This window comes from Cohnella sp. SGD-V74, assembly GCF_003001675.1.
Classification (GTDB): domain Bacteria; phylum Bacillota; class Bacilli; order Paenibacillales; family Paenibacillaceae; genus Cohnella.
This window is the reverse complement of sequence record NZ_PVYW01000012.1, coordinates 102,863-124,049: the sequence shown is the minus strand read 5'-3', so window position 1 is coordinate 124,049 and position 21,187 is coordinate 102,863. Positions and strand designations below refer to the sequence as shown.

Here is a 21,187-nt window from a genome sequence, read left to right as displayed (position 1 = left end):
ACGGGAGATGTATAGCCATGGAAAGCTTCTTTCGGTGGGTGTCGTCCCACGTCTTGACCGTACTGCTTATCCTCGGCGTCATTTATGCGGTCGCCTTCGTTCTGACTCATCGCAAATCGCTGTTCTACAAAGAATAAGCCCCCGGTCCGGTCCGCCCGCTTGCGCAAGCTTCCCGAGCCGGAGGCTCAAGTTGGTTATGCCGTGACCTGGGCCGCGGAGATGCCTGTTCATCTCGTCCGTGCGCTATACGAGCGCTTTGGCTGCAATGTCCGCGTGTCGCGCACGGTTCGTTACACGAGCGCTTTAGCCGCAATGTCCGTGCGATTTTGTTTGCCTTCGAACGTAATGCCGGCCGCTGCCGCATATGCGTTGGCCCGCGCTTCGGCGATGCCCGCGCCGCGTCCGACGACGCCGAGCACGCGTCCGCCATTGGTGACGACCCGTCCGTCCTTCAGCGCCGTTCCCGCATGGAAGACGAGAGCTCCGGGAACGTTTACGCTGTCCAGACCGTCAATCGGGAAGCCTTTCGGGTATGAGCCCGGGTAGCCGCCCGACGCAAGCACGACGCACACCGCCGCCTCATCGCTCCAACGCATGTCAATATCCGCCAACGTGCCGTCGATCGACGCCAGGAAAATGTCCAGCAGGTCCGTTTCCAGACGAGGAAGAACGACCTGCGTCTCCGGATCGCCGAAACGGGCGTTGAATTCGATCGTTTTCGGACCGTCCTTCGTAATCATGAGTCCCGCAAACAGAACGCCGCGGAACGGACGTCCTTCCGATACCATCGCACGCGCCGTCGGTTTGACGATGTTCTCGATCGCATCCTCGATAATCGCCTGGTCGATGTGCGGAAGCGGAGAATACGTGCCCATGCCGCCGGTGTTCGGCCCTTTGTCGTTATCGAATACCTGCTTATGGTCCTGCGCAGGCGACATCGCCCGCACCGTATTGCCGTCCACGAACGCAAGTATGGACATTTCCTGACCTTCGAGGAATTCCTCGATGACAACCTTGTCGCCGGCCGCGCCGAACGACTTGCTCACCATCGTCTCCTCCAGCGCCTTGTCCGCTTCCTCGCGCGTGAAGCATACCGTTACGCCTTTTCCTGCGGCCAGCCCGTCCGCCTTGATGACGATCGGCACCGGCTGCTGAGCCAGATAAGCTTTAGCCGACTCGTAGTCGGTGAACGTCTCGTATTTCGCGGTCGGGATGTCGTATTTGCGCAGCAGATTTTTCATGAAAATTTTGCTGCCTTCGATTTCCGCCGCGTTTTTGCGGGGACCGTACACCGGAATCGAAGCCGCCTCGAACTCGTCCACGATACCCGCCGCCAGCGGATCGTCCGGACCGACGACGACGAGGTCGATCGACTGCTCTTTGGCGAAGCCGACGAGACGGGCGAATTCCATCTCTCCGATGTCCACGTTCTCCGCCAGCCCGGCGATTCCGGCGTTGCCGGGAGCGCAGAAGATTTTCTCGACTTTGGGGCTCTTCTTGAGCGCCCAGACGATCGCGTGCTCGCGTCCGCCGCGTCCGATAACCAGAATGCGCACCTTACACCCCTCCTTCGGAATCCTTGTTGACGACCTTCAAGGAAACTTCGCCGTCGGAGATGCGGATCGTTTTCACGAGCAAGGAAATTTTGTTGTCGTCGTTGAGCAGATTCCAGTAGAACTGCGCCGTCTCCTGTTCGTCGTCGAACAGCGGAGCGAGTTGAGGCTCGCCGGCGAAAGAAGGCAGCGGATTGCCGTCCCCTACGTACGTCGAGATGAAGTGTCCGTATCCTGCGATCGCTTTTTCATAGTGGAAAAATTGACGCTTCGTCTGGGACTCGTCGTTCTCGTTCGACTTGAGGATCGACAGCTTATAAGCATTCTGCTTGTCGTTCAGATCGACGATGCCCGAGATGCGAGGCGTAAAATTCGGCGGGTCCGGCTCGTAAGTGCGCTGCGCCAGCGCCTGCTCGAAGCTGCCGCCGCTTCGCAGGGATTCCCAGATCGTATCGGTCTGGTCGCCGTTCGTCACGATATGAGCGCCGCCCTCATGACGAAGCGGATAATAGATAATGAGCGACGGATCGGACAGCTTGGCCGGATCGCGCGCTTCCGTGCGCAGAAACCCGTTCTCCTCCGGCACGAAAATGCGATTGCGGCTGTTCTCGCTCCTGCCCATAATCCAGTAAACCTGCACGTACCGCGAAGCGTCCGGCGTAAGGCCGATCACGATTCCGCGGCCCGGGTAAGCGTTCGTCTTCAACTGCTGGACGGTGCGATCCGCCAGCTCCTGCCATTTTGCGGACATGGTTGCCGCCCCTTTCGTCTTCGTGTATACGTTCGAATGGGAGTTCAGAAAGTCAGCTTCGTGATCAAAATCGGACTTTTTGAACTTCCGCTATTAGTGATGGAACAGGCGTACGCCGGAATAGACCATAACCATATTATAGTCGTTCGCGGCTTGCACCACTTCTTCGTCGCGCAGCGACTTGCCGGCTTGAATGACGTATTTCACGCCGCTGCGGCTGGCCCGGTCGAGGTTGTCGCGGAACGGAAGGAAGGCGTCGGAACCGTAGGAAACGCCCTTCAGGCCGTTCAGCCATTCGCGCTTCTCTTCGCGCGTCAGACGGGCCGGCACGACCTCGAAGCAGCTTTCCCATGCCGCTTGCTCGATTGGAGTTACCTCGTCCTCAAGCCACAAGTCGATGGCGTTGTTCTGCTCCGCGCGAGCCAAGCCTTCGCGGAACTTCATGTTCAGCGCGGCCGGATGCTGCCGGAGATACCAGCGGTCCGCCTTATCGCCGGCAAGGCGCGTACAGTGAATACGCGATTGCTGGCCTGCGCCGATGCCGATCGTCTGGCCGTCCAGCGTGTAGCAGATGGAATTGGACTGTGTATATTTGAGCGTGATGAGCGCCACGAGCATGTCGCGCTTGGCGCTGTCCGGGATCTCCTTGTTCGCAGTGATGACATTCGCAAGGTCGAACACGGAAGCGTCCGGCACGGCGCTGTTGCGTTCCTGCTGGAGCTTCAGACCGAACAACGTACGGGTCTCGACCGGGTCCGGCACGTATTCCGGATCGATCTGCAGAATGAGGTACTTGCCGCCCTTCTTCTGCTTCAAAATGTCGAGCGCCTCAGGCGTATAACCCGGCGCCACAACCAGATCGGACACCTCGCGCTTGAGCAGCGTTGCCGTCGATGCGTCCACGACGTCGCTCAGCGCTGCTGCGTCTCCGAAGGAGGACATGCGGTCGGCTCCGCGCGCGCGGGCGTATGCGGTCGCCAGCTGCGACAACCCTTCGGCCTCGACGAAATAAGCTTTCGCCAGTTCCGGGGACAGCGGCGAATAGACGGCCGCGCCCGCAGGGCTGACGTGCTTGAAGGAAGCCGCAGCCGGAAGACCGGTCGCCTGGCGAAGCTCGCGCACGAGCTGGAACGCATTCAGCGCGTCGAGCAGATTGATGAAGCCCGGGTCGCCGTTCAGCACGGTCAGCGGCAACGGCTTGCCGTCTGCGCTGAACAGCTTCGCTTCCTTCTGATGCGGGTTCATGCCGTAGCGTAAAGCAATTTCGTGGATCTCGCTCATGAATAATTTTCGTCCTTTCCTGTTTCGGCTCGTCGTCCGGCGTTAATCGCCGAGACGGATAGTCACTTTCCGATCGTTCAACGTCACTCGGCCTTCCGCGATCCAACGCACGGTTTGCGGCAGCAATTCATGCTCGACCGCATGCACGCGCTCGGCCAACGAATCCTCCGTATCGTCGTCACGAACCTCGAGGGTCCGCTGCGCGATAATCGGTCCGGAATCCATTCCGCCGTCTACGAAGTGCACGGTAACGCCCGTCTGCTTGACTCCGTACTCCAGCGCCTGACGAATCGCACGCACGCCCGGGAAGGACGGCAGCAACGCCGGGTGAATGTTGATCATCCGCCCATAGTACGGCTCGACCAGCGTCGCGGTAATCAGCCTCATGTAGCCGGCCAGCACGATCAACTCCACGCCTTCCTCACGGAGGCGTCCGACGATTTCTTCTTCGTAAGCTTCCCTCGAAGCGTATGCTTTCGGATCGAACAGGAAGCTTGGCACGCCCAGCGCTTCCGCCCGCTGCACAACTCTCGCCGCCGGCTTGTCGCACACGAGCAGCGACAATTCCGCGGGTATCGCTTGCTCCCGGATCGCCTCGACGAGCGCCTGAAAATTACTCCCGCTTCCGGACGCGAACACCGCGATTTTCAGGGGCTGCAGAGCCTGGCGCTGCGGTGTCGAAGCGGCCGGTTGTTGAGCCGAATTCGGCAGAATCGTCGGCGATGGCTGCGAACTTGCGGGCTTCGCCTTGTCCGCTGCCGAGTCGCGACCAGCCGTCATGGCAGCTCAGCGCCTTCGAACGTCACGATTTTGGAGCCTTCTGTCACCGTTCCGATGCGATAAGCTTGCTCGCCGTTCGCCTTCGCGATTTCCAGCGCCTGCTCGGCTTGATCCGCAGGCACGACCAGCACCATGCCGATGCCCATGTTGAACGTCGTATACATGTCGCGATCGGTGATGTTGCCGGATTGCTGCAGCAGGCCGAAAATCGGAAGCACCGGCCACGAGCCGCGGTTGATGTCGACGTTGACGCCTTCCGGCAGCACACGCGGAATGTTCTCGATGAAGCCTCCGCCCGTAATATGAGCCATACCCTTGACGGAGACCGATTCGAGCAGCTTCAGAATTTGCTTGACGTAGATGCGAGTAGGCTCGATCAGCACATCGCCCAGCGTACGGCCTTCAAGCTCGGCTGGCTTGTCTGTGAGCGAATAGCCTTTTTGCTCCAGCAGCAAACGACGAACGAGCGAGAAGCCGTTCGAATGAATGCCGCTCGACGCGAACCCGATGACCGCGTCCCCGGCTTGAATCGTCGAGCCGTCGATCGCTTTCGGACGATCCACGATACCGACCGTAAAGCCGGCGATGTCATACTCGCCTTCGGAGTACATCCCCGGCATCTCGGCCGTCTCTCCGCCGATCAACGCGCAGCCCGCTTGCTCGCAGCCGTCGGCGATGCCTTTGACGATCGCTTCGATCTTCTCGGGAATGACTTTGTCGCAAGCGAGATAGTCGAGGAAAAACAGCGGCTCGGCTCCGGTCACGATGACGTCGTTAACGCACATAGCCACCGCGTCAATGCCGATCGTATCGTGCTTGTCCATCGCAAACGCCAGCTTCAGCTTCGTGCCGACGCCGTCCGTACCGCTGACGAGCACCGGCTCCTCATACTTGTCTTTGTTCAGGCCGAACAAGCCGCCGAACCCGCCAAGACCGGTTAACACTTCCGGGCGGAACGTCCGCTTGACGTGCTTCTTCATCCGTTCGACCGCTTCGTTGCCGGCCGCGATATCGACTCCGGCCTGTTTGTACGCCTCGGACAATGATTTCAGCTCCTTTTATACTTGTAAACTCGGGTATATCGTGCGCCCCGTAAGCTCGCGGGACGTGCTTATTTAGTTTGCCGCGGATCCGGCGGGGCGATTAAGCTCGCGTGGCGCGCTTATTCCGGAATCCCCGCTCCCGACGGGCCAATTAAGCCCGCCCAGCGCGCTTATTCCTCAATCGCAGCTGCAAGAAGTCAGCTTAGCGTCCTCAAAACGGACCGGAGTCGGGTAATCATTATTAAAGCAAGCCATGCAAAGCCCGTTGTTGTACTCGTCCGGGTGGATGCCGACGGCGTCGCGCAGCCCTTTCTCCGTCAGGAAGTACAGGGAGTCCGCGTTAATCGCCCGCCGAATCTCCTCGACCGACTTGCTGGAGGCGATCAGATCGCCCGGATTCGGCGTATCGATGCCGTAGTAGCAAGGGTTCATGAATGGCGGCGAAGTAATCCGCACATGCACCTCGAGCGCGCCGGCTTCGCGAAGCATGTTCACGATCCGCAGCGACGTCGTGCCGCGCACGATCGAGTCGTCGATCATGACGACGCGTTTGCCTTCGACGACTTTGCGGACGGCGGACAGCTTCATCTTGACGCCCTTCTCACGAAGCTCCTGGGAAGGCTGGATAAACGTCCGTCCGGTATATTTGTTTTTGATCAGCCCCAGCTCGTAAGGAATGCCCGTCTGCTCCGCGTAACCGATCGCCGCCGAGATGCTCGAATCCGGCACCCCGGTCACGATGTCCGCGTCCACGAACGATTCCTGCGCCAGAATCTGGCCCATCCGTTTCCGAGAAGAATGCAGGTTCGCCCCGTAGATGTCGCTGTCCGGACGCGCGAAGTAGATGTATTCCATCGAACAGATCGCCCGGCGCTCCATCGGCGCGAAACGCTCCTCGCGCAGCCCATCCTTGCTCAGCACAAGCAGCTCGCCCGGCTGAACGTCGCGCGCGTACTCCGCGCCGATCGTCTCCAGAGCGCACGACTCCGAAGCAAAAATATAAGCTTCTCCGAGCCGCCCCATTACCATAGGACGAAGGCCGTGCGGATCGCACGCCGCGATCAGGTAATCCTTCGTCTGGATCAGGAACGCGTAGCCCCCGATGAGACGCAGGAAAGCGTCCTTGACCGCTTCAACCAGATCCTTGGAAGAACGCGCGATCAGATGCGCAATGACTTCCGTGTCGCTCGTCGTCTGGAAGATAGAGCCCGATTCCTCCAGCTCCTTGCGGATGATCGGCTCGTTGACCAGGTTGCCGTTCGTGCAGACGGCCAGATCGCCGCCGCGATACTTGAACACGAGAGGCTGCGCGTTCCCCAGATGGCTGGAGCCGGAAGTGGAATAGCGCACGTGACCGATCGCTTGATTGCCTTTCAGCGACTCCATCCGGTCGCGGTCGAACACTTCCTTGACGAGCCCCATGCCCCGGTGGTAATGGAACGTGCCTTCATCCGACGCGCAGATGCCGCAGCTTTCCTCGCCGCGATGCTGCAGCGCGTGCAGACCGTAATAGGACAAGTTGGCCGCGTCGGGATGACCATACACCCCGAACACGCCGCACTCCTCCCGCACCTTGTCGAAAATGGATTCCTTGCTGCTGTTGCCCTCGTTGTAATAATCCCCGGTCCAGAGCCGCGTCACTTCTGTCCCTCCGTTCGCAACGCTAGATGTCATGCTTTCTTACCGCTCATATGGTTAGGAATCGCCTGCGACCAAGCCGCGCGCAGCTCCGCTACGGAAGCGTCGATCGCGTCGTGTCCGCCAACGCTCACCTTCAAACGATCGCCGCCAACCGTTCCCAGACGCTGAAGAGGCACGCCCGCTTTCGTCACTTGAAGCGCGAATTTCATCTCTACTTCCGGCTTGACCGTCACCACAATCCGCGATTGAGATTCGCTGAACAAAGCCAGGTCCGGACGAAGATTCGTCTCGAACACAACGTCCGCGCCCAAGCCGCGTCCGAAGCCCGCTTCCGCCAGAGCAGCGGCCAGTCCGCCTTCGGACAAGTCGTGCGCCGAAGCGACCAGACCGTCTTGAATAGCCCCTAACACCGTCTGCTGCAGCAGCTTCTCCACCGCCAGATCCAGCTCCGGAGGACGGCCTTCCGTTACGCCGTGAACGGCATATTGGAATTCGCTGCCGCCGATCTCCGCCTTCGTCTCGCCGAGCAGGAAGATCACGTCGCCTTCCGCCTTGAACTCTTGCGTCGTAATATGATCGACGTCATGCACGAGTCCGACCATGCCGACGACCGGCGTCGGATAGATCGCTCCGCGCGTATTTTCGTTGTACAACGACACGTTGCCCCCGATAACCGGCGTATCCAGGAACCGGCAAGCTTCCGCCATACCGTCGACCGCCTTCTCCATCTGCCAGAAAATTTCCGGTTTCTCCGGGCTTCCGAAGTTCAGGTTGTCCGTAATCGCCAGCGGCTCTGCCCCTGAGCAAACGATATTCCGACCAGCCTCAGCCACCGCAATGCGTCCGCCGACTTCGGGATCGAGGTACACGTAACGGCCGTTGCAGTCCGTCGTCATTGCGAGCCCTTTGCGCGTGCCGCGAATGGTGACGACCGCCGCGTCCGAACCCGGACGAACCGCCGTTTCCGTGCGCACCATGTAGTCGTACTGATTATATACCCACTCTTTGCTGGCCAGCGACGGCGAACCGAGCACCTTCAGCAAAGCGTCATTCAAATCCAGCACTTGCTCGTAACGGTTCGTATCCACGGAACCGTTCTTCAAATAATACTCCGGCACGGCGGAAGGCTTCTCATAGATCGGACAGTCGTCTACGAGCGCCTTGACCGGCATGTCGCCGACCAGCTCGCCTTTGTGGAACAGCTTCAGACGGCCGTCGTCGGACACCTTGCCGACCTTCGCGCAGTGCAATCCCCAACGGGCAAAAATCGCCTTAGCCTGCTCCTCGTGCTGAGGCTCGCAGACGAACAGCATCCGCTCCTGCGACTCGGACAGCATCATCTCGTACGCCGTCATGCCTTCTTCGCGCTGCGGCACTTCGTCCAGGTACAATTCCATGCCGTTGCCCGCCTTGCTCGCCATCTCCGCGCTGGAGCAAGTCAGACCGGCCGCGCCCATGTCCTGAATGCCCAGCACGATGCCGGAGTCGATCAGTTCCAGAGTCGCTTCCATAACCAGCTTTTCCATGAACGGATCGCCGACCTGTACCGCCGAACGCTTCGCTTCGGACTCCGCCGTGAGATCCTCGGATGCGAAAGTCGCCCCGTGGATGCCGTCGCGGCCCGTCGCCGGTCCGACGTAGAACACCGGATTGCCGATGCCTTTGGCTACGCCGCGTTGGATTTTATCGTGATCGATCAGCCCTACGCACATCGCGTTGACGAGCGGATTGCCTTCGTACGCTTCGTCGAACATGATCTCGCCTGCGACCGTCGGGATGCCGATACAGTTGCCGTAACCCGCGATGCCGCTGACAACGTGCTCGAACAAGTAACGCACGCGCTCGTTCTCCAACCGACCGAACCGCAAAGAGTTCAACAGCGCCACCGGACGAGCCCCCATCGAGAAAATATCTCGAATAATGCCGCCCACGCCCGTAGCCGCGCCTTGATAAGGCTCAACCGCGGACGGATGATTGTGCGATTCGATTTTGAACACGACCGCCTGGTTGTCGCCGATGTCGACGATGCCCGCGCCTTCGCCCGGTCCCATCAGGACGCGAGGTCCGGTAATCGGGAACCGCTTCAACAACGGCTTCGAGTTCTTATAAGCGCAGTGCTCCGACCACATCACGCTGAACACGCCGATTTCCGTATAGTTCGGCTGGCGTCCCATAAAGTCGCAGATCAGCTCGTACTCCTTGTCCGAAACGCCGAATTGCTTATATATTTTCTGCTCCGCGATTTGCTCGACAGTTGGTTCCTTAGCGGATACTTGCTGCGCCATTGCGTTCCCTCCAAGCGTTAAGTACTGACGTAAACATCCGTGCGCCGTCGGCGGAGCCGAGAATTTCTTTGACCGCGCGCTCCGGGTGAGGCATCATGCCTACGACATTGCCCGCTTCGTTGCACACGCCGGCGATATTGTCGACGGAGCCGTTCGGGTTTTCGCCCGCGTAGCGGAACACGATCTGGTCGTTCGCTTTCAGCGCCGCCAGCGTCTCGTCGTCCACATAGTAGCTGCCTTCGCCATGGGCAATCGGAATCGTAATGACTTCGCCTTGCGCAAAATCGTTGGTAAAGCCCGTCTTGGCGTTCTCGACCGTGAGGCCGACTTGGTGGCAGCGGAATTTCAGCGAGTTGTTGCGAATGAGCGCTCCCGGCAGGAGACCCGCTTCCGTCAGGATCTGGAACCCGTTGCAGATGCCGAGAATGAACTTGCCCTCTTCGGCAGCTTTCTTCACTTCGGCCATGACCGGCGCGAATTGCGCGATGGCTCCGCAGCGCAGATAGTCCCCATAGGAGAAACCGCCCGGAACGAGAATCGCGTCATACGCGGACAGATCGGTCGCCGTGTGGAACACGTAATCGACTTGCTCGCCGACCGTGTCTTCTACCGCTTTGTAACAGTCGATATCGCAGTTGGAACCCGGAAAAACAAGAACAGCGAATTTCATGAGCGCCTCAGCCCTCCAATTCGAAACGATAGTCTTCGACGACCGTGTTCGCCAGCAGCTTCTCGCACATGACTTTCAGCTTTTCCTCCGCTTGCGCGCGATCGTTCGTGTCCAGATCCAGTTCGAGGTATTTGCCGATTCTCACCTTGCCGACTTCATTGAATCCGAGCGTATGCAGCGCGCCCTGCACCGCGTTCCCTTGCGGGTCGAGCACGTTCTGCTTGATCGTCACGTAAACCTTTGCTTTCATGGGGAGGTTCCTCCTGAGTTATAGTTGGTGTGGATGTTGATCTATAAAGACGTTTGGCTTGTGAAAAAGGTAATCTTGCTGCGAGTGCGGTCAGTGAGATCCCCTTGGTGTTACGTAGGTGCTCGCCGGTACCAGGTGCGATCAAGTCATTGGCCGCCTTGCGCTCGCTCTAACCCGACTCAGTCGCCTTGCAGCGCCGTTCGACGCCTTGCGTGCGCTCTAACCCGACTCAGTCGCCTTGCAGCACCGTTCGACGCCTTGCGCTCGCTCTAACCCGGCTCAGTCGTCTTGCAGCGCCGTCCGACCACTTTTGCTCGCTCTAACCCGGCTCAGTCGCCTTGCAGCACCGTTCGACGCCTTGCGCTCGCTCTAACCCGACTCAGTCGCCTTCCAGTACCGTTCGACGCCTTGCGTGCGCTCTAACCCGACTCAGTCGCCTTCCAGTACCGTTCGACGCCTTGCGCAAGCGCCTATTCCGTAAGCCTGAGGGCGATGTCGCGGTAGCGAGCCGTCGTCGCCTCGACGACTTCGGCGGGCAGCGATGGCGGCGGGCTGTTCTTGTCCCAATCCGATCCGGCCAGATAGGCGCGCACCGGCTCCTTGTCCATGCTGTCGATCTCGACGTCGAGCTTGTAGTTCTCCTCCGCCCAGAAGCGCGAGGAGTCCGGCGTGAACAGCTCGTCGATGAGGATGATCTCCCCGTCGATCAGGCCGAACTCAAACTTGCAGTCGGCGAGGATGATGCCCCGCGCGGCGCAATAGTCACGGCCGAACTCGTACAGCTTGAGGCTGCGCTCGCGCAGCGCTTCCGACAGCTCCTGGCCGACGCGGCGAGCCATCTCCTCGAACGGGATGTCCTCGTCGTGGCCGACGTCGTTTTTGCCAGCAGGCGTGAAGATCGGCTGCTCCAGCTTCGAGTTCTTGTGCAGCCCTTCGGGCAGCTTAATCCCGTTGACTTCGCCCGAAGATTGATACTGCCGCCATCCGCCGCCCGTAATATAGCCGCGCACGACGCACTCGATATCGACGCGCTTCGCCTTGCGGCTGACCATGATGCGTCCGGCCAGCTTCTCCGGCTCCTTCACGATGTCGCCCAGCAGCGCCACGTCCGTATGAACGACATGGTTCGGCTGAAAGCTCGCGGTCTGCTCGAACCAATGCGCGCTCAGCCCGTTCAGGACGCTGCCTTTTCCGGGAACCGGAGGGTCCAGCACATAGTCGAACGCCGAGATGCGATCCGTTACTACAATTAATAAGTGCTCGCCGAGATCGTACAGCTCCCGGACTTTGCCCTTGTGAATGAGCGGGGCGTTCACGAGCCCTTCGGCCGTAGCCAAAGCTTGGGTAGTCATTGCTGCCTCCTAGCGGCGCCTGCAAGCGCGCGTATTATTTCAACCCTAACCGGTCGAAAATCGTCTCCACATGCTTCAGATGCCACGTCGGATCGAAGCAGTCGGCAATTTCCTCCGCGGACAGCACGTCGGTAATCTCCTTCGTCGCCGCCACGATGTCGCGGAAATCGCGCTGCTCCTCCCATGCCTGCATCGCGCGCGGCTGCACAGTGTCGTACGCCTGCTCGCGGGCGAAGCCCTTGTCGATCAGCTTCGTCATGACGCGTCCGGAGAACGGCACGTTGTACGTGCGGGACATGTTGCGCTTCATATTTTCCGGGAATACGGTCAAGTTCTTCACGATGTTGCCGAAGCGATTCAGCATGTAGTTCAGCAACATCGTCGCGTCCGGCAGAATAACGCGCTCCGCCGAGGAATGCGAGATGTCACGTTCGTGCCACAGCGGCACGTTCTCATAGGCGGTCAGCATATGGCCGCGAATGACGCGGGACAGGCCGCTCATGTTCTCGCAGCCGATCGGGTTGCGCTTGTGCGGCATCGCGGACGAGCCTTTCTGGCCTTTGCCGAACGGCTCCTCGACTTCGCGGAACTCGCTCTTCTGCAAGCCGCGGATTTCCGTCGCGAACTTGTCGATCGACGTCGCGATCAGCGCCAGCGCCGCCATGTATTCCGCATGGCGGTCGCGCTGAAGCGTCTGCGTCGAGATCGGAGCCGCCTTGATGCCGAGCTTGTCGCAGACGAACTGCTCGACGAAAGGATCGATGTTGGCGTAAGTGCCGACCGCTCCGGACATTTTGCCGAATTGAACGCCATCCGCCGCATGCTCGAACCGCTCCAGATTGCGCTTCATTTCCTCGTGCCACAGCGCCAGCTTCAGCCCGAACGTCGTCGGCTCCGCATGAACGCCGTGCGTCCGGCCCATCATTGGCGTGTTCTTATATTTAATCGCCTGTTCGCGAAGGATGGCGATGAAGTTCTCGATATCTTTGCGCAAAATCTCGTTCGCCTGACGGAGCAGGTAGCCTATCGCCGTATCGACGACGTCCGTCGAGGTCAAGCCGTAGTGCACCCATTTGCGCTCCGCTCCCAGACTCTCGGATACCGCGCGGGTAAAGGCGATAACATCGTGGCGGGTTTCCAGCTCGATCTCGTAAATACGGTCGATGTCGAACTTCGCGTTTTTGCGCAGCTCCACCGTGTCTTCGCGCGGAATGTGTCCGAGCTCGGCCCATGCCTCGCACGCGCACAATTCTACTTCCAGCCAGGCTTGGAACTTGTTCTGTTCGGTCCAGATCGCCCGCATCTCGGGACGGCTATAACGTTCTAACATGTGTGATTAAACCCTCCATATGTTCGATTGGGATATCCATTCCAACGCCGCCTCTACGTTCGGGGCGAGCACGTTCAGGTGACCCATCTTGCGCTTGTGTTTCGCTTCCGCTTTGCCGTATAGATGAACTTTGACCTCTACGCCCAGCTTCTCGGCAATCGGGTCCTTCTCGCCCATCCAGGCCAGAAGCGGCTCCATATGCTCGCCGAGAATGTTCGCCATGACGACCGGCGTCAGCAGCGACGGGTCCCCGAGCGGCAGATCGCAGATCGCCCGGACGTGCTGCTCGAACTGCGACGTACGGCACGCTTCCATCGTGTAATGCCCGGAATTGTGCGGCCTTGGCGCCAGCTCGTTGACGTACAGCTTGCCGTCCGCCGTTAGGAACATCTCGACGGCGATCAATCCGACGACGCCCAGCGTCTCGGCGATCGACACGGCCAGCTTCTCGGCCTCGGAACGAACCTGCTCCGAAATTCTCGCCGGAACGATCGATAGATGCAATATATTATGAACGTGGATGTTTTCCGCGGGCGGGAACGTCTTCACTTCTCCCGAAGGGCTTCTCGCCGCGATCACGGAAATTTCCTTGTCGAATACGATAAATTTCTCCAGCACGAGCTGCGTACCGCTCCGCGCCGCCTCTTCCCAAGCCGGAGCCAGCTCTTCCTCGCCCCGCAGCACCCATTGGCCTTTGCCGTCATAGCCGCCGGTAGCCGTCTTCAGCACCGCCGGAAGTCCGAGCCTTTCGGCCGCTTCCCGCAAGCCGTCCAGGCTCTCGATCTCGGCATAAGGCGCCACCTGCGCCCCCGCCGCCTCGACCGCCCGCTTCTCGCGCAGCCGATGCTGCGTCGTATACAGCAGCTTGCTGCCCTGCGGCACGTACGATTCGCGCTCCAGCATCTCGGCGACTCCGGCGTCCACGTTCTCGAACTCGTACGTGATGACGTCCGAGCGCTGCGCCAATTCCCGCGCCGCTCCCCGGTCGTCGTACGCCGCCGTAATCTGCTCCGCCGTCTGCCCGCAAGGGCTGTCCGGCGTCGGATCGAGCGTCACGAACCGGTAGCCGAGACGGCCGCCGGCATGCGCCAGCATCCGGCCGAGTTGGCCGCCGCCAAGGACGCCGATCGTCGATCCCGGCACAATCTGCCGCTTGGACGAGACCGGCACTCCGGCCACACTGTCGCTTTTCAGCGTACTGCCGCGCTCGAGGGTTTCGCTGGCCGCGCCGGCGCTCCCGCTCGCCGTCTCCGGAACAGCGCAGCCGAACTCGTCGCACGCCATGCCCTCTCCGTCGAACAAATTGACGAGCTTGTTCACGTTATCCCCTCCGCTCATGAAGGCAGCTCCGCGTTGTCCAGCACGTCGCGCGTAATGCGATCGCGCCTTGCGGCTACGCGAGCCTGCACGTCCGGATCGAACGCGCCGACAATCTGCGCCGCGAGCAAGCCCGCATTCGTCGCGCCTGCCGCGCCGATCGCCACCGTCGCCACCGGAATGCCTCCCGGCATTTGCACGATGGAGAGCAACGAGTCCAGCCCGTTCAACGCTTTCGATTGAACGGGCACTCCGATAACGGGCAGGACGGTCTTCGCTGCGACCATGCCCGGCAGATGAGCGGCGCCTCCGGCGCCGGCGATAATCACTTTCAAGCCGCGGGATACCGCGGATTCCGCATATTCGAACATCAAGTCCGGCGTCCGATGCGCGGAGACGACTTTTTTCTCGTAGGGAATGTTCAACTCCTCAAGAATCTCGCACGCTTTCTTCATCGTTTCCCAATCCGACGTGCTGCCCATGATGACGCCGACAAGTGACGACATGATTCCACCCTTCCCCGGTTGCGTTCTGTTCTTTTTCCACCCGAAATGAAAAAAAAGATCGATAGGAATACCCTCAGTATTCCCCAATCGACCTTCGTTCTCTACGTTCTTCGCAACAACGCGCAGCGACGACAAGACAAAGCCCGAACCTCGTTTGGTCCGCGCTTCTATTTCATGCCGCCTGCGATTGCCGCGTAGTCCGGAAATTAGGGTTTCCGGGTAGAGACGTTCGGGCCGATCCCCGACATATACGCGCTTGGCGTCTTGCCTTGTAACAGGCAAGTCATTTCGCTTCTTGACGCTTCTAAGTGTACCCCAGAGCAGGGGGAACTGTCAAACAAAGACGAACGCTTTCATTGAGAATTATTATTAATGTTCGTGTTTTGCTCAAAACGTCTGCGGCGATCAGGCCGCAGCAGGCGATTTATTTTATTCGGGCCAACAAATACAAAAAATAAGGCGCGCTGATCAGCGTAATGACGATTCCTGTCGGAATGCCGACGATGGCGATCGAGGAGCGGACCAGCGTATCCGCGGCCAGCACGAGCAGCGCTCCCGCCAGCGACGAGGCTGGCAGAAGCCAAGCGTGGTTGCCTCCGCACAGCCGGCGCGCAATGTGCGGGGCGATCAATCCGACGAAGAAGAAGCTGCCGCCGAACGCCACGCTGACCGAGGACAGAGCGACCGCGGCCAGCGCCAGCGAGACGAACTGGTAACGGATGCGCACGCCCAATCCTTTGGCCAGCAATTGACCGAGCGCGAACAGATCCAGAATCCGATACCGGCTGTACAGATACAGCCAGATGCCCGCGACCAGAGGCAGCATAATGCCGATATAGTTCCAGTCGTCCCCCCACAGGCTGCCCGCGTTCCATCGCTGGGCGAATTCCATCTGATTGTCGTCCAGCTTGAGGGTGATCATCAGCGTCAACGCGCCGTAGCCGGTGCCTACGGCCACCCCGGTCAGAATCAGCCCGGTGGGAGACACTTCGGCATGATGGCGGTAGGCTAGCAGGAAAATCAGAACGGCCGAAGTGATGCCGCCGACGAAAGCCAGGACGGGAAGCAGATAACGGCTCGGAAGCGCTGTTATCTGAAACCCGGCAATGACCAGCATGACGAACAGTCCGGCTCCGGCGCTGATTCCGAGCGTGCCGGGGCTGGCCATGTCATTGCGAAGCAGGGTTTGCAGCACAACTCCGGCGCCTCCCATTCCGAAGCCGACAAGAGCGGCCAGCACGATGCGGGGCATGCGGAATTGATAGACGATCGTTTCGTTGCGCTCGCTTGCTGCCCCCAGGAAAACCTCCATGATCTCTCCGAGCCTCAGGCTCATCTTGCCGGTATTCAGACTGACGAGCACGAGCAGAAACAACAGGACGGCGAATGCCAACGTAACGCTCCACCCGCGCGCTTGCTTCACCTTCATTGCGTTTCCCTCCTGATCTTGCGGGCAATATATAGGAAGCACGGTACACCGATGACGGCGAAAATGAAGCCGAGCGGCGTCTCGTGCGGGCGATTGTACAGCCGTCCGAACAGATCAGCCAGAACGAGGAAGCCGGCTCCGTAAATCGCGGACATCGGAATGATATAGCGGTAATCGGCCCCAACCAGGAAGCGCGCCAGATGCGGAATGATCAAGCCGACGAAGCCGATTGGCCCAACGATGACGACGGCCAATCCGGTCAGTGCCAGGACGGCCAGCGTGGCAATCAGCCGGATGCGCCGCGCCTGCAGGCCGAGCCCGGAAGCGACGTCGTCTCCCATGCTGAGCAAAGTGACGGAACGGGAGATGGCGAGAGCCGTCCCGATTCCAAGCGCGAACAAAGGCATCGCGACGGCCAGTTCGATCCAGCTGATGCTGGCGGTGGAACCGGACGTCCAATGAATCATTTCCTTGCCGATCCGGTATTTGATCGCGATCGCCGACGTCAGCGCCCCGAACAGCATGGAGATCGACAGTCCGGCCAACACCAGCCGCTGCGGCGTCATGCCGCGTCCTCCGGCGGAGGCGAACAGGTAAGTCAAGGACGTTGCCAAGGCGGCTCCGATGCACGAGAACATCATCTGCGTGAGATACGGTCCCCCGGGTACAAGAGCGAGGCTTACGGCGATGCCGCATGCCGCTCCCGAGCTGATGCCCATCAATCCCGAATCCGCCAGAGGATTGCGGGTCGTTCCTTGCATCACCGCCCCGCATACCGCAAGGCTGGCTCCGACTACGATTCCCGCCAACGTTCGCGGAAGCCGAAGCGCCCGGATCACCTGATGCTCGCTGATGTCGGGGTTAAAGCCAAATACGGCGCCCCATGCGGTGGCCAGGCTCATATCGGCTGCCCCGAACGACACGGAGGCGGCTGCGGCAGCCAGCAGCATAAGCGCGCCGGCCGTCATGTACAAAGGGAAAAGCCGGCCGCCTTGCGAGCGTCCGGCCGAATGCTGCGGCTGCGTCATAGACTGTTCCCCATCAGCGCCCGGCCGCTTCGAGCAGGCGGGTCGTAATGAAATCCAGCTGCGCGTTCATGGAGAGGATGTCGTTGAACCAGAACATGCCGCTGCTGGTCTGGATCAACCGACCTTCCTTGACCGCGGTCAGACTTTCCCAGACGGGATTGCCTTCCAAATTAACGACCAGTTCATCGGAGAAAATAAAATCCCCTTGGTATTCCGCCACAACCTCCATCGACAGCACCAACAATCGCGGATCGTCCGGATGATCGATAATTTCTTCCTGAATGCGCTGCGGCGCCTTCATACCCAAATAACTGTACAGCAGTTCTCCGCCCCGCCCGTATTTATTGCCGAACACGCTCACGGTGCCGGCTTCCTTCCATTCGAACAACGATACGGTATTCTCCAGCAGACCGGCCTGCTCCAGCTTGGCTTTGCTGTCGGCCACCTTCTCCTTGAATTGCTTCACCAGCTCCTCGGCCTTGTCCTTGCGGTTGACCAGATCGCCCAGCAGCTGCAGTCTCTGCAGCGACTCCATGCTGTACAAATCGGAAATGATGACCGTCGGCGCGATCAGCTTCAGCTTCTCGTACTCATCCGGATTAGCGTAGATGATCAAATCCGGTTCCAGCGCCATGACGGCTTCCAGATCCAGCTCCCATGGAATGCCGATCGAAGTGTCCCCCATCTCCTCTTCGAATACAGCGTCGTCGTTAAAGGAGGTGCCGACCGGTTTGATGCCCAGCGCCATCAAATCCCCTTGAACGAACGGCACGATAATGCGCTTGGGATTGAACGGAATTTCGACTTCCCCCTTCTCGGTGTTCACCGTGCGCGTAGCGTTGGCATCGGGTGTTTCGGAAGCCGCGGCGGACGGACTATGGGAAGCGCCGGATGCCGCCGGGCTGGCCAGGGCGGCGTTACCGGCGCTGCTGGCATTGTTGGCAGATCCACAGGCGGACGAGACGAGCATGAAACTGACGGCGGCGGTAAGCAGCATCTTGTGTTGCAGTTTTTTCAGCATGATGGTTTCCCCTCTGTTATGAAAATGATTCTCATTATCGAATCTAGTAACAGTATAGGGGGCTTGGTCCGTTTGCTCCATGAAGAAATCGCGCATGCCGTTTGTGGATTTCTTCCTGAGCTGCTCGGCGGTCATGCCGAAGCGGCTCCTGATCAGACGGCTGAGATAAAACTCGTCGCAGATGCCGGTAGCATGGGCGACCTCCTTCAGGCTGGCCGGATACAATTGCAAGTACTGTCTGGCCGCCTGCAGGCGCACCTCCTTCAAATATTCCTGCGGTCCCGCGCCGCATCGCTGCTTGAACAGCCGGTTCAATTGGCTCGCGCTGATGCCGAGCGCTTCCGCAAGTCCCTGCACGGTCAGAGGCAGATGATAATTTTGCTCCATGTAGGTCTGGGTCATCCGAACATAGTCCGGCGGCAGCGCCGCCAAACGGTCCTGCTCCAGATCGAGGCCGATTTCTCTAACGAGTTGATAAAATCCGGTCAAGGCGTGCAGCTTGCGGCGGGCGTGAGGCCGCTGCCAGCAGTCGTGCATGCTGCTGCAGCAATGGATGTAGTGCAGCGGATTGGCCACGTTGATGGCGCAGGGGCGCTGCAGCGGCTTGTAGCCGTCGAACGAGCGATTTTCCGGGAGGCAAGCGGAATTTAACGTGGCCTTGTATAAGATCAGATAGAAGTCCAGCCATCCTTCCATCGGCTCGATCGTCAGGGGCATACCTTTGGGAGCATGGAGCACGGCGAAGCGTTCCATTAAATAAGCGTCATGACCCAGAGATACAGAGCACGGACCGTTCAACGCGACGATCAGGGCATGGGCCGGAAGCGAGTAATCTCGAATGGCTTCACCCGGCTCTATGAGACGATGGCGAATATCCAGAACGGCGATCGAGGCGTTCTCCCATACCGTCAGAGCGGCCTCCCATTCGTCGGGCGTCCAGGGCTGCGCCGAGCTTAATCCGATCATCGTATCCCGCCCCCTCTAACTGAAGGTCCGCGAGCCGGCAGCTTCTCCATATTAAGCCCTCCACCCAATGATAACGATTCTCAACTCCCCCATTGTACCATACGCGTCACTCCGAGTCCTTTTTCAACCTGCACATGTTAAAACCCCGCCCCACCTCCGTCGGTTCGGAAGTGAAGCGGGGTTAGTCTATGTCATGAGCCGAGAGCGGCCCACAAACGCGATTATTCTCCGCCTACGAATACGTAGCGCGCGATAACGATGAAGAACAGCACCCACATGAGCCAGTGGATTTTGTGCTTCTTGTCGCCGGCCAAGTTCGCTGCGAACGCCAGCAGCACGTAAGCAACGATTCCGAACGAAATTCCGTTCGCGATGTTGTAAGTAAACGGCATGATCGTAATCGTCAGGAACGCCGGGATACCGATAACGAGATCCGTGAAGTCGATTTCCTTAACCGATTGAACCATGAGTACGCCGACGATAATGAGCGCAGCGCTCGTTGCCGGCCCCGGAATGAGCAGCGCGATCGGAAGCAGGAACAGCGCCAGCAGGAAGAATACGCCCGTCGTAACGGCGGTGAGACCGGAACGTCCGCCTTCCGCAATACCCGCGGAGCTTTCCACGTAGGCCGTTACCGTACTCGTGCCGAGCATCGCGCCGCCGCTGACCGCAATGGAGTCCACGAACATCGCTTTGCCGACTTTCTTGTTGCCTTCTTCTTTATTTTTGAAAAATCCGGCTCTGTTGGCCGTACCGACCAAAGTTCCGAAAGTATCGAACAACTCAACGAAAGTAAACGTCGCGATCGCCGTCAGCAAGCCCGTCGTCAGCAGATCGGTGAAATCCATATGCCAGAAGTTCAGTTCGCCGAAGTCCGGAGCCCAGCTAGCGCCCTTAAGCGTGCCGAAGTCGACCAGACCGACGCCCGGAATCGCCCCGATCAGCGTGATGATCAGCATGCCGATCAGAATCGCGCCTTTGACGCGCAGCACCATGAGCAGACCGATGATGCCGAGACCGACAATCGTCAGCCATACGCTCGGATTTTCCAGATGTCCCATCGTCAGCAGCGTGCCGCCGTCTTCGAACGTGATGATCGACATCAGGCCGCTGTTTTTCATGCCGACGATCGCAATGAACAAGCCGATACCGACCGTAATCGCATGCTTAAGCGCGTCGGGAATGGCCACGATTAATATTTGCCTGATCTGCGTGACCGTAAGTATGAAGAAGATAATACCCGAAATAAATACTGCCGCCAAACCCATCTCGGGGGTGATCGGACTTCCCGTTGCCTGGGATGTCACGATCGTCGTCGCGAAGAAGGCGTTAAGCCCCATGCCCGGAGCGAGCGCGACAGGGAAGTTGACGAACAAGCCCATCGCAATCGTGAAAATACCGGCCGCCAGAGCGGTCGCGAGGAAGACGGACGTGAAGCTCAGTCCCGCTCCCGATAAAATGCCTGGGTTAACGACTAGAATGTAAGCCATCGTCATGAAGGTCGTAATCCCTGCCATGATCTCCGTGCGTACGTTCGTTCCCAGTTCCTTCAGCTTAAAGAAACTTTCCATGTCTCCATAAACTCTCCCTTCAAAATTTGAATGAATTGGAACCAAACTAAACATACAAAAAACCTAGAAGACTTCCCTTCTAGGTTCCGCACAACCGGGAAAAGTATTCCAAAGGACGATCGCCGCCCTCCGGCTTGTTTTCCCTTTTCGTAGACAGATCATTTGCGGTGACCTCGTAGAGACTCCCGAGCCGATTCCCGGGATTATACGAAAAGATTATTCAGTTGTTTGTCCATTCCATATTCTAGGTCGAAAGCCCTCCCCTGTCAACGATTATTTACGTATAATTTGCGGTGGTAAGCGGATGCAATGTTCGGGATTTACATTCTTTTCCGCCCGAACAACGTCGAATCTTCCATTGAAAACGAAAACAAAACATACGCTGGATGAAATATGGCAGTCTTTGCAAACTG

17 protein-coding genes and 2 riboswitches are annotated in these 21,187 nt (G+C 59.1%); all 17 genes read right to left on the bottom strand.

Annotation, left to right across the window (positions count from 1 at the left end; genetic code table 11):
• Positions 1-290: 290 nt before the first annotated feature.
• Positions 291-1,556 carry a phosphoribosylamine--glycine ligase gene (gene purD / locus B0G52_RS18830; protein WP_094046928.1) on the bottom strand — a complete coding sequence of 422 codons (1,266 nt, stop codon included), beginning with the start codon at positions 1,554-1,556 and terminating at the stop codon, positions 291-293.
• Between the two features lies 1 nt (position 1,557).
• A complete protein-coding gene (locus B0G52_RS18825) occupies positions 1,558-2,304 on the bottom strand; it encodes an IMP cyclohydrolase (RefSeq protein ID WP_094046927.1) in 747 nt (248 codons plus the stop codon).
• Positions 2,305-2,397: 93 nt separating this feature from the next.
• Complete coding sequence (locus B0G52_RS18820) at positions 2,398-3,585, bottom strand: phosphoribosylaminoimidazolecarboxamide formyltransferase (RefSeq protein ID WP_094046926.1); 1,188 nt, start codon at positions 3,583-3,585, stop codon at positions 2,398-2,400.
• 42 nt (positions 3,586-3,627) lie between these two features.
• A complete protein-coding gene (purN, locus tag B0G52_RS18815; protein WP_094047038.1) occupies positions 3,628-4,245 on the bottom strand; it encodes a phosphoribosylglycinamide formyltransferase in 618 nt (205 codons plus the stop codon).
• A 116-nt stretch (positions 4,246-4,361) separates the two neighbouring features.
• Positions 4,362-5,408 carry a phosphoribosylformylglycinamidine cyclo-ligase gene (purM, locus tag B0G52_RS18810; RefSeq protein WP_094046925.1) on the bottom strand — a complete coding sequence of 349 codons (1,047 nt, stop codon included), beginning with the start codon at positions 5,406-5,408 and terminating at the stop codon, positions 4,362-4,364.
• A 177-nt stretch (positions 5,409-5,585) separates the two neighbouring features.
• Complete coding sequence (gene purF / locus B0G52_RS18805; protein WP_094046924.1) at positions 5,586-7,082, bottom strand: amidophosphoribosyltransferase; 1,497 nt, start codon at positions 7,080-7,082, stop codon at positions 5,586-5,588.
• Positions 7,079-9,334: a phosphoribosylformylglycinamidine synthase subunit PurL gene (gene purL / locus B0G52_RS18800; RefSeq protein ID WP_094046923.1), complete on the bottom strand. Its 2,256-nt coding sequence runs from the start codon at positions 9,332-9,334 to the stop codon at positions 7,079-7,081. Before purL ends, purF begins: the two co-directional genes overlap by 4 nt.
• Complete coding sequence (gene purQ, locus B0G52_RS18795; RefSeq protein WP_094046922.1) at positions 9,312-10,004, bottom strand: phosphoribosylformylglycinamidine synthase subunit PurQ; 693 nt, start codon at positions 10,002-10,004, stop codon at positions 9,312-9,314. The genes purL and purQ overlap by 23 nt, the downstream gene beginning before the upstream one ends.
• A gap of 7 nt (positions 10,005-10,011) precedes the next feature.
• Complete coding sequence (gene purS / locus B0G52_RS18790; protein WP_094046921.1) at positions 10,012-10,254, bottom strand: phosphoribosylformylglycinamidine synthase subunit PurS; 243 nt, start codon at positions 10,252-10,254, stop codon at positions 10,012-10,014.
• 470 nt (positions 10,255-10,724) lie between these two features.
• Positions 10,725-11,606 carry a phosphoribosylaminoimidazolesuccinocarboxamide synthase gene (locus tag B0G52_RS18785; RefSeq protein ID WP_094046920.1) on the bottom strand — a complete coding sequence of 294 codons (882 nt, stop codon included), beginning with the start codon at positions 11,604-11,606 and terminating at the stop codon, positions 10,725-10,727.
• 34 nt (positions 11,607-11,640) lie between these two features.
• The gene (gene purB / locus B0G52_RS18780) at positions 11,641-12,936 is read right to left on the bottom strand and encodes an adenylosuccinate lyase (protein ID WP_094046919.1); all 1,296 of its coding nucleotides are present in this window, start codon (positions 12,934-12,936) and stop codon (positions 11,641-11,643) included.
• A 6-nt stretch (positions 12,937-12,942) separates the two neighbouring features.
• The gene (gene purK, locus B0G52_RS18775) at positions 12,943-14,274 is read right to left on the bottom strand and encodes a 5-(carboxyamino)imidazole ribonucleotide synthase (RefSeq protein ID WP_233162796.1); all 1,332 of its coding nucleotides are present in this window, start codon (positions 14,272-14,274) and stop codon (positions 12,943-12,945) included.
• On the bottom strand, positions 14,271-14,759 hold the full coding sequence (gene purE, locus B0G52_RS18770) for a 5-(carboxyamino)imidazole ribonucleotide mutase (protein ID WP_094046918.1): 489 nt from the start codon (positions 14,757-14,759) through the stop codon (positions 14,271-14,273). Before purE ends, purK begins: the two co-directional genes overlap by 4 nt.
• Before the next feature lie 175 nt (positions 14,760-14,934).
• Positions 14,935-15,033: riboswitch (purine riboswitch) on the bottom strand.
• Positions 15,034-15,183: 150 nt separating this feature from the next.
• Positions 15,184-16,188 carry a FecCD family ABC transporter permease gene (locus B0G52_RS18765; protein WP_094046917.1) on the bottom strand — a complete coding sequence of 335 codons (1,005 nt, stop codon included), beginning with the start codon at positions 16,186-16,188 and terminating at the stop codon, positions 15,184-15,186.
• Positions 16,185-17,216, bottom strand: coding sequence for a FecCD family ABC transporter permease (locus B0G52_RS18760; protein ID WP_094046916.1), 1,032 nt, complete (start codon positions 17,214-17,216; stop codon positions 16,185-16,187). Before B0G52_RS18760 ends, B0G52_RS18765 begins: the two co-directional genes overlap by 4 nt.
• Positions 17,217-17,229: 13 nt before the next feature.
• Complete coding sequence (locus B0G52_RS18755; protein ID WP_094046915.1) at positions 17,230-19,203, bottom strand: ABC transporter substrate-binding protein; 1,974 nt, start codon at positions 19,201-19,203, stop codon at positions 17,230-17,232.
• Positions 19,204-19,424: 221 nt separating this feature from the next.
• Positions 19,425-20,774 (bottom strand): NCS2 family permease, encoded by a 1,350-nt coding sequence (locus tag B0G52_RS18750; protein WP_094046914.1) that lies wholly within the window; start codon positions 20,772-20,774, stop codon positions 19,425-19,427.
• A 130-nt stretch (positions 20,775-20,904) separates the two neighbouring features.
• A riboswitch (purine riboswitch) is annotated at positions 20,905-21,005 on the bottom strand.
• Between the last annotated feature and the right edge of the window lie 182 nt (positions 21,006-21,187).

Bases quoted from the DNA above. Each gene is read 5' to 3' on its own strand.
- B0G52_RS18825 (WP_094046927.1), bottom strand. From the start codon at position 2,304: ATGTCCGCAAAATGGCAGGAGCTGGCGGATCGCACCGTCCAGCAGTTG.
- B0G52_RS18820 (WP_094046926.1), bottom strand. From the start codon at position 3,585: ATGAGCGAGATCCACGAAATTGCTTTACGCTACGGCATGAACCCGCAT.
- purF (WP_094046924.1), bottom strand. From the start codon at position 7,082: ATGACATCTAGCGTTGCGAACGGAGGGACAGAAGTGACGCGGCTCTGG.
- purL (WP_094046923.1), bottom strand. From the start codon at position 9,334: ATGGCGCAGCAAGTATCCGCTAAGGAACCAACTGTCGAGCAAATCGCG.
- purQ (WP_094046922.1), bottom strand. From the start codon at position 10,004: ATGAAATTCGCTGTTCTTGTTTTTCCGGGTTCCAACTGCGATATCGAC.
- purS (WP_094046921.1), bottom strand. From the start codon at position 10,254: ATGAAAGCAAAGGTTTACGTGACGATCAAGCAGAACGTGCTCGACCCG.
- B0G52_RS18785 (WP_094046920.1), bottom strand. From the start codon at position 11,606: ATGACTACCCAAGCTTTGGCTACGGCCGAAGGGCTCGTGAACGCCCCG.
- purB (WP_094046919.1), bottom strand. From the start codon at position 12,936: ATGTTAGAACGTTATAGCCGTCCCGAGATGCGGGCGATCTGGACCGAA.
- purK (WP_233162796.1), bottom strand. From the start codon at position 14,274: ATGAGCGGAGGGGATAACGTGAACAAGCTCGTCAATTTGTTCGACGGA.
- purE (WP_094046918.1), bottom strand. From the start codon at position 14,759: ATGTCGTCACTTGTCGGCGTCATCATGGGCAGCACGTCGGATTGGGAA.
- B0G52_RS18765 (WP_094046917.1), bottom strand. From the start codon at position 16,188: ATGAAGGTGAAGCAAGCGCGCGGGTGGAGCGTTACGTTGGCATTCGCC.
- B0G52_RS18760 (WP_094046916.1), bottom strand. From the start codon at position 17,216: ATGACGCAGCCGCAGCATTCGGCCGGACGCTCGCAAGGCGGCCGGCTT.
- B0G52_RS18755 (WP_094046915.1), bottom strand. From the start codon at position 19,203: ATGATCGGATTAAGCTCGGCGCAGCCCTGGACGCCCGACGAATGGGAG.
- B0G52_RS18750 (WP_094046914.1), bottom strand. From the start codon at position 20,774: ATGGAAAGTTTCTTTAAGCTGAAGGAACTGGGAACGAACGTACGCACG.